This is a genomic window from Halomonas sp. BC04 (genome assembly GCF_000568385.1).
Genome location: NZ_AZQX01000299.1, coordinates 1 through 6,741, shown reverse-complemented (window position 1 = coordinate 6,741; position 6,741 = coordinate 1). Strand labels below are relative to the sequence as shown.

Annotated in this window: 9 protein-coding genes; 1 reads left to right on the top strand and 8 read right to left on the bottom strand. The window is 54.4% G+C overall.

From position 1 onward, the window contains the following. Positions 1-428 precede the first annotated feature (428 nt). Entirely contained in the window at positions 429-1,115 is a 687-nt protein-coding gene (locus tag Q427_RS20310) for a Crp/Fnr family transcriptional regulator (RefSeq protein WP_197030760.1), read from the top strand. A 244-nt stretch (positions 1,116-1,359) separates the two neighbouring features. Here the strand turns inward: Q427_RS20310 and Q427_RS31550 are convergent, their stop codons facing one another. The 8 genes from Q427_RS31550 to Q427_RS32640 all read right to left on the bottom strand — a co-directional run. Continuing rightward, positions 1,360-1,734 carry a hypothetical protein gene (locus Q427_RS31550; protein WP_155833644.1) on the bottom strand — a complete coding sequence of 125 codons (375 nt, stop codon included), beginning with the start codon at positions 1,732-1,734 and terminating at the stop codon, positions 1,360-1,362. Further along, positions 1,710-2,078 (bottom strand): hypothetical protein, encoded by a 369-nt coding sequence (locus Q427_RS31545; protein WP_155833643.1) that lies wholly within the window; start codon positions 2,076-2,078, stop codon positions 1,710-1,712. Before Q427_RS31545 ends, Q427_RS31550 begins: the two co-directional genes overlap by 25 nt. Positions 2,079-2,241: 163 nt before the next feature. Further along, entirely contained in the window at positions 2,242-2,922 is a 681-nt protein-coding gene (locus tag Q427_RS20305) for a hypothetical protein (RefSeq protein ID WP_043516928.1), read from the bottom strand. Between the two features lie 34 nt (positions 2,923-2,956). Then, a complete protein-coding gene (locus Q427_RS30475) occupies positions 2,957-3,808 on the bottom strand; it encodes a TIGR04255 family protein (RefSeq protein WP_081786123.1) in 852 nt (283 codons plus the stop codon). 78 nt (positions 3,809-3,886) lie between these two features. After that, positions 3,887-4,246, bottom strand: coding sequence for a tyrosine-type recombinase/integrase (locus Q427_RS20295; RefSeq protein ID WP_269321297.1), 360 nt, complete (start codon positions 4,244-4,246; stop codon positions 3,887-3,889). A 606-nt stretch (positions 4,247-4,852) separates the two neighbouring features. Next, the gene (locus Q427_RS20290) at positions 4,853-5,860 is read right to left on the bottom strand and encodes a hypothetical protein (RefSeq protein ID WP_197030759.1); all 1,008 of its coding nucleotides are present in this window, start codon (positions 5,858-5,860) and stop codon (positions 4,853-4,855) included. Continuing rightward, on the bottom strand, positions 5,821-5,967 hold the full coding sequence (locus Q427_RS32645; RefSeq protein WP_197030758.1) for a hypothetical protein: 147 nt from the start codon (positions 5,965-5,967) through the stop codon (positions 5,821-5,823). The genes Q427_RS20290 and Q427_RS32645 overlap by 40 nt, the downstream gene beginning before the upstream one ends. 151 nt (positions 5,968-6,118) lie before the next feature. Further along, positions 6,119-6,741, bottom strand: a 623-nt coding sequence (locus Q427_RS32640; RefSeq protein WP_043516926.1) for a hypothetical protein, incomplete at its 5' end; no start/stop codon positions are given.

Here is a 6,741-nt window from a genome sequence, read left to right as displayed (position 1 = left end):
CACTTGTGGGTAACCACGCCACCGACGCCACGGCGCCGATAATCAGGACTTTGCTCATTGGTTGTCGAATCCAGGTCGGAAAATGTCTTTCAAATATAGGGTCTTATCGGAACGGGGGCCAACCTGATGTGCCCGGACCCGATGCCACCCCGGTCTCGCTCACGCGCTGGGCGCGATAATGGCGCGCCGGGCCCCGGTATCAAGCAATTTTCAAGGGTGGCATTCGACCAAAGCAGGGGGCAGCCCGCACCATCCGGCAGGGTGGGAGTGGCCCCATAACATAAGTTATGAAGCGAGATATTGGCTCATGGTTAGAATAGTCCCCGACAAAGAAGCCCGCCGGAGTGGTCGTGAATATACTAAACAGTGTTGTAATTCAGGGCCTTAAGAGTAATGGTGCGCTTTCTGAAGAGGAATCAGCCCTCCTGATGGAGCTGGAGCATACCCCCAGGCGAATGGCTGCCGGTGAAGTCCTCTGGCAAGAGAATGCCGAGGTCGATCTGTTCTGTGTGCTCAAGGCGGGGTGGGCCTACTCTTTCCGCTACCTGGACAACGGCACCATGCAGATTCTCAGCGTCTATCTGCCCGGTGATATTCTCGGTTTGCGTGACTTTGGCTTCTCCAGGCGAAGGACCGGGGTGGCGATGGTCAACGAAGGGTTGGTCAGCTGCTTTTCCCATCAGCATCTCTTCCAGCTCATACGCTCATCGCCGGCCCTGGCGGCGGGGCTGATCGCCATTGTCGTGCGCAAGCAGGCCATGCTCACCGAGCGGCTGGTCTACATCGGCCGCCACACCGCCCAGCAGCGTCTGGCGCACTTCCTCTACGAAATCTACCTTCGCCTCCGCAGCATCGGGGCTGTCGAGGAGGGGAACTTCCAGTTGCCGCTGTCACAGGAGCAGCTTGGCGATGTCCTGGGCCTGAGCGCCGTCCACGTGAGCCGGACCTTTTCCCTGCTTCGCGAAGAGGGCCTCGTCTTGAAGGAGCGGCAAGACGTCTATTTCCCCGACCCCCAGGCCCTGGCACAGATGGCGGAGTTCAACGCCAGCTATCTCGATGAGCCCGTGCCTGACGCCTTCCAGGTTCTTTCCCAGACCCACATGATGGCGTCCTGACACTGCTTTCGAGAGCAGGCTTCCGAGATGCCGCGCTTGCTTGGCACGGCATCTCGGTGGTTTTCTGGGTAAAGCGGCGGCAACAGGGCGCGACGGGCTAGCCCGGGTCGGAAACGAAAAAAGCACCCGTAGGTGCTTGATTCGTCTAGCTGATTGGTGGAGGCGGCGGGAATTGAACCCGAGGCCTTGCCAATAAAATCAATAAGTTGCTTTGAATGCTGACCAAAAAAGGACCGCACCCTGTTTAGCACAAGGCGCCAACATCTGGGTCACCATGGCTCAAAGAGACTGAGTCAATATTGAATTTTACGTACCGTCCTAAGGTGCTGACAGTTATAGTCGACTCTTTTTCAGCGAAACTTGGAAGCTCACTTTCTTCAAGCATGTAAAAGTTAGCATCGTTTTCTTCGAGTTTATTACTTAGCTCATCTAACAGGTCATCCAATTCGCTCTGCACTTTATTTGGTGTATCAGCACGCAGAAGAGCCATTAGCGAAAATCCACATTTTCCCTCTTCTTCAAAGTTGTCGAGTCGGACATAAAGAGCTCGAACATAGCTAAACCCTACATCGCCAGGAAGTTGGGCGACCCTTGCTAGCTCCGGAAGGATCTCTTCCAATAGCGGCTGGAAAGCCTGTTGAAACGGTCAGGAAAAGCTTCACGCTGATACCGGTTGGCCCGCCATAGTACCAACGTTCGTATATGGTCGGGCGAGAGAGGAGTGATGGTGGTTTTTTCAAGGCAGTCACTTAACGACTGCTTAGGAACACGAACAGTTTCTCTTGCCTTTGCTTCGTAGTATTGGCCACCAATCTGCAACTGCAATTTTCTAACACTATTGGCAAACTGATTTCCTTTATGTACATCCCTTGCTTTGATTTTATTGAAAACTGCTAGCTCTATGCATGGATCTTCTGCATGATTGTAACATGCGATATCGCAGTCCTGGCTGACAACCACCAACAGAGAATTTTCCTTGATGGCTCTTTGGCGTAGTCTAGGTTCGGAACGATAATCAGCCCACTCTTGGAGACACTCGCGCGGGAGCTCAGACGCGCAAAAATAAGCCCCCTGGTGGAGCCCAAGGGATAACAACTTCTTTCCAAGCCCCATTTCGCTTGACGCATCAGCCATGGCGCGTCAACTGGTCGATGCTAGTTTGATGATAGCTGTGAGCTTGACGAGCCGAAGCTAATTTTTTTGCAAGCTCCCTCGCTACTCGCTTGATTCGAATTGAATCGAATCGTGAAGCGCAAAGCAACTCGTACAAAGTCTCGCCTTCGAAAGCGAAATGCTTGCATAGCGACCCAGGGCTATCAGGCAGAATTTCCTCTAACTCTTTGATTATTATCTCTACTTCATTGAGGCGTTGCCAGTTACGCTCAGAAATTCGATCTTGAGCTCTGCGGAAGTTGTAAAGAGATTGTCGAGTAACATCAAAGATAGGAGCCAAATCCTTTACGCTCAGTCCTGTCACTTTCTTGGCTAAAGCCACCACCTCAGCAGCAGTCGACTCTTTCGGCCGTGTAGTCAGCTCACCGCCTTGGGCAAGAGAAAAAATAGACTTTGTGATATTAGTTAGCCACACGTGGCAATTGCTACGTTCTTCGTATTGAATGTCGTGACTTAGAAGTCGCATTCCATGTCTCTTATGGCTTACAATACGGCCCATCTTCAAAATGTCACGGTAGAACGATAGATCATCCACCGGATGGTGTACTGTAGTGAGAGTTATGGAGCCATCAGACAAGGGGCTCATAACACACTCAGGCATTAGAGCCTGGTTCTCTACGGTAGTGATGTGCATCTCTTGTCCTCCTTGTGCCCTACTTGCTCAACTACTATTCCCAACTCTCGATTGCCTGCTGGGATATCAGGCCCCAGAAAGCTTTGTGAGTCTGCTCATGGAGTTTTCTGAAAATATCCGGCATCTCACAATCACCTACCGCTGGTGTGTTTGACGCAGTGTATACATGATCGATGTCTAGCAGACCGTAAGCACCATGCACAACCTGCCAGTGGGGCAGTCCATCAATACTGAGACCAAACTCAGGTACTTGTTCGATCAAGTCGTCTGGCAAAATCTTGGTGAGTCGTTGTCGTTGAGGTTGAATTTCTTCGAAGGTAACACGCAAGTGCCGACCATCCCCTGTATCAAAGGCTTTCAGAGTGGAACCAAATAACGCATTACCATCTACATCGGGTAAAGGTGGGGGTAGGAGAGCTACTGAAACTAGTTCTCTCAAAGTTTCTCTTTCTTTAGGAACGACTAAGTCGACATAGCGAAGACTGAGACTATGTAACAAGGCATTAGTCATCTCAGGGATGACCGACGACACCAAGCCCATCACCTCATTCCATTCAGACAGGAATGTTTGATGACCAGAGTAGTCAGTTACCTTAAATATCAGGCAATTATGGCGCAGCTCTACCAGTCGGCGCTGTCCAGGCCCTTTGAACACAAAGCGCGGGAAACGGCGCTTGCGTTGCTTGGGAGAAGCGCCGTCAGACATCTCGAATGACCATTCAACTTCTTCCAGATGGCCATTGAGCCTCTCTGGGTAGCCAGCGCTCATCAGCGAGCGGTGGAGTTGATTGAGCGCAGCCTCTTCATAAGGTGGTACCTCAGAAAAGTGCACTTGAGCCACGACATGGATCAGCGGGGCTTGGGAAAGGCGCATAGAAGCAGGCATCGTGTTTTCCAGTGTGTAGCGATTTTACACCTTATTTGACACTACGATAGCCCCTATAGGTCCATACGTCATCTTTTCCTAGTAGCCTGCCATGCCGTAGCGCGCATCAGCCAACATACCAGTCTGGCTGTTGGTAGCTGGTATCCAGCTTGCATAGATCCGTGCCGTGGTCACGACGCTCGCATGCCCCATCTGTTTGGAGACCCAGGCCAGCGGTTCGCCGGCGCTGACCATCATGCTCGCGTAGGTGTGGCGCGTCTGGTACGGGCGGCGGTAGCGGACACCGGCGCGCTTGAGACCATGGGTCCAGAGCGTCTTACGGATGGTCTGATCGCCGGTCCAGGGCGCACCAGTGCGAGGGTTGAGGAAGACTCGCCCGCTCGGATGCAGGAAGCTAATCGACTTCTGCGACTTGAGTGCCTCAAGCGCGCGGGGCAACAGGTCGACGACCCGGGTGCCGGCTGTAGTTTTGGTAGTCTCGGCGGTGCCTTTTGCTGCCTGGGTGATGCTCGCGACACCTTGAGTCGCTTTCCCTTCCAGTCGATATCCCCCCACTCGAGCGCGACCAGCTCTGAGGTGCGCAGCCCAGTCCACAAAGCAAACTGCATCATGGGTCGGCCCTCGGGCGGCAGGGCGGCGAGGATCGCGGCCTGCTCCTCAGCGGTGAAGGAGTCGATGACGTCCTCTTCCTTCGGCGGTTCTTACTTGCGGTAATGCCAGCCCGCCAGTGCGTTGAGCGGTAACAGCTCGTCGTGCATGGCATCGTCTACCGCAAGGGGACGCTATTCGTGTCCCGTGTGGTACATACCGGCGACCGGCTGTCCGCTGATGCTATCCTGCAGGCATTGGTCCCTTATGCTGCCAGGGAAGCTGCAGAGCAAGTCCCCGCACCTGCCTGCATGGATTCCCCACCCTATGCCGAGCGCACCTTGGAAGGTTCTCTGGCGCACTTCCTCTACGAAATCTACCTTCGCCTGCGCAGCATCGGGGCTTCCGAGATGCCCCGCGTGCTTCGCATGGCATCTCGGTGGTTTTCTGGGGAATTTACTGCTCGCTCTCAATCCCCCAGGCCTGTTTGAGGCGTTCCACAGTGTGGCTCCACTTGGGTGTAGTGGGCTTGCATACGGTGTTCTGGTTGCCGAAGAGTCCAACTTCGCTGAAGGCCTGCTCGCGGCTGACGGTATGTAGCCAGCGCACCGGCACCAGATACTCGGCATCATCTTCGTCACTATTAACAGGCTGATACAGGTGGGGGTACTCTTCCCGGGAGGTCAGCTCCAGCAGGGCTCTGTTGCCCTCCTCGGTGGTAACGCGGTGCTCATCCGCGCGGCAGCGCTCGCCGATCACCTCCCCCACGCCCACGTACCCCGTCTTGGGAATATTGACCCAGACGCGATCACCCGCTGACAGCATGGCGAGGGTCTTGGAATACCAGGCCGCTCCGCCGCCAGCGATAAAGCCGTATCGCCGAGCCAGCTCCCACGGGCGGTCATCGCCGAAGGAGGCGTAGAACTCACCGTTCCACGGCTCCTTCTTCGCCTTACGGGCGACGGGCTGGCTGGGCTCGTCCGGGTCGATCATCCAGGCGCGGCTGAGGTAGCGGTTGCCACCATCCTCGAAGGCGGCGAAGAACATGGCGTTGATCGACAGCTGGGCGTGCTCGTTGAGGTAGGTAATGATGCGCTCGCTGCTGGCATCTAGCCGGGTGGCGACCACCACCAGCTGGTGGCTCTCGTTGAGGGTGACGCTATCCAGCGGGATGCCGAACTTGGCCTCGAAGGCTTCACCGAGGGTGGCGTGGGGGCGCCCGTAGCGTTCGGCGAACGCCTGGTAGATGTCGATCAGCTGGTAGTCGGCCAATGTGACCACCCAGGAGGCGTAGTCGATGGCTTGGGCCACCACATCCCGCGGGGTCTTGTCGCGCTTGAGTTCGATGATGATCACCGTGCCGTTGGCGTCGATGGCGAGCAGGTCGATCAGCTTGTCGAAGGCGGTGCGCACCTGGCGGCCGATCAGCAGCCAGTCCCGGTTGAGGATCGAGGCATCCTGCATGATCTGCTCTTCCAGCAGCCCTCGTCGGCAAGCCCCGCGGCGCGCAGCTTGAGTGGTGGCTCACCGGCACTATCAGCCAGCTTCCAGATGCCCTGTTCGATGGCCATGGCCGCTCCTTGTTGTGATGGTGCTCCAAGCGCTTGCCCTTCCCGAGGCCGTGCCCTATCATTATCAGCAACACGGCCCCCGCCTCTTGGCTCTCATAAGCTTACGCGGGGGTTCTTATTTTCAGTGTATTGGGGGGATAGTTTGAAAATATTATCCGTTAAATGGGAGTCCATGTTTGTAGGTCCCCACGTTTACTATTGCACCTCTCAGCTCTCTAACATATTCATTTAATTGAGCTATATTGTTAAGAATTTTTTGTTTTTGATAGCTCTCAATGCCCTCGTTGGAGAAGCTGTGGCATTGAGAAAATGTTTCCCCTAACGTTTGAAATTTCCACCGCTGCTTTGCTATTTCTAAAAATGATAACCCTTCCTGTTGCTGACGGTAGCTAAGCAACATCAGCTCAACGTCACTGATAATCTCAGGGCTTTTCTCTAATTTAAGCTTGGGATGTTCAAAGCTTTGTATCCAAGTGCAGGGAAGGCCGCCAGGACGAACGATTCCTGCAGAGCCATACTTATTCCATGTATTTAATCCTTCTTCGCGCGTCGCCTTCAAGAGCGCACTAATGTATTTTGGTGAGCGCAGCGTCATGCCATGCTGATCATACTGATCCAAAAGGACAAAGTCTTCATCTGCCACTACAAGGCAGTCTTCTTCCAGTCTGATGTTTATTACGATGGGGATTGCGCTTTTCTGGTGTGGCGAAAGAGAGTGTGCATCCTCCCATGCCAGAGACAAAAAGCTCAACATGGCAGCACAATAGGCCATGT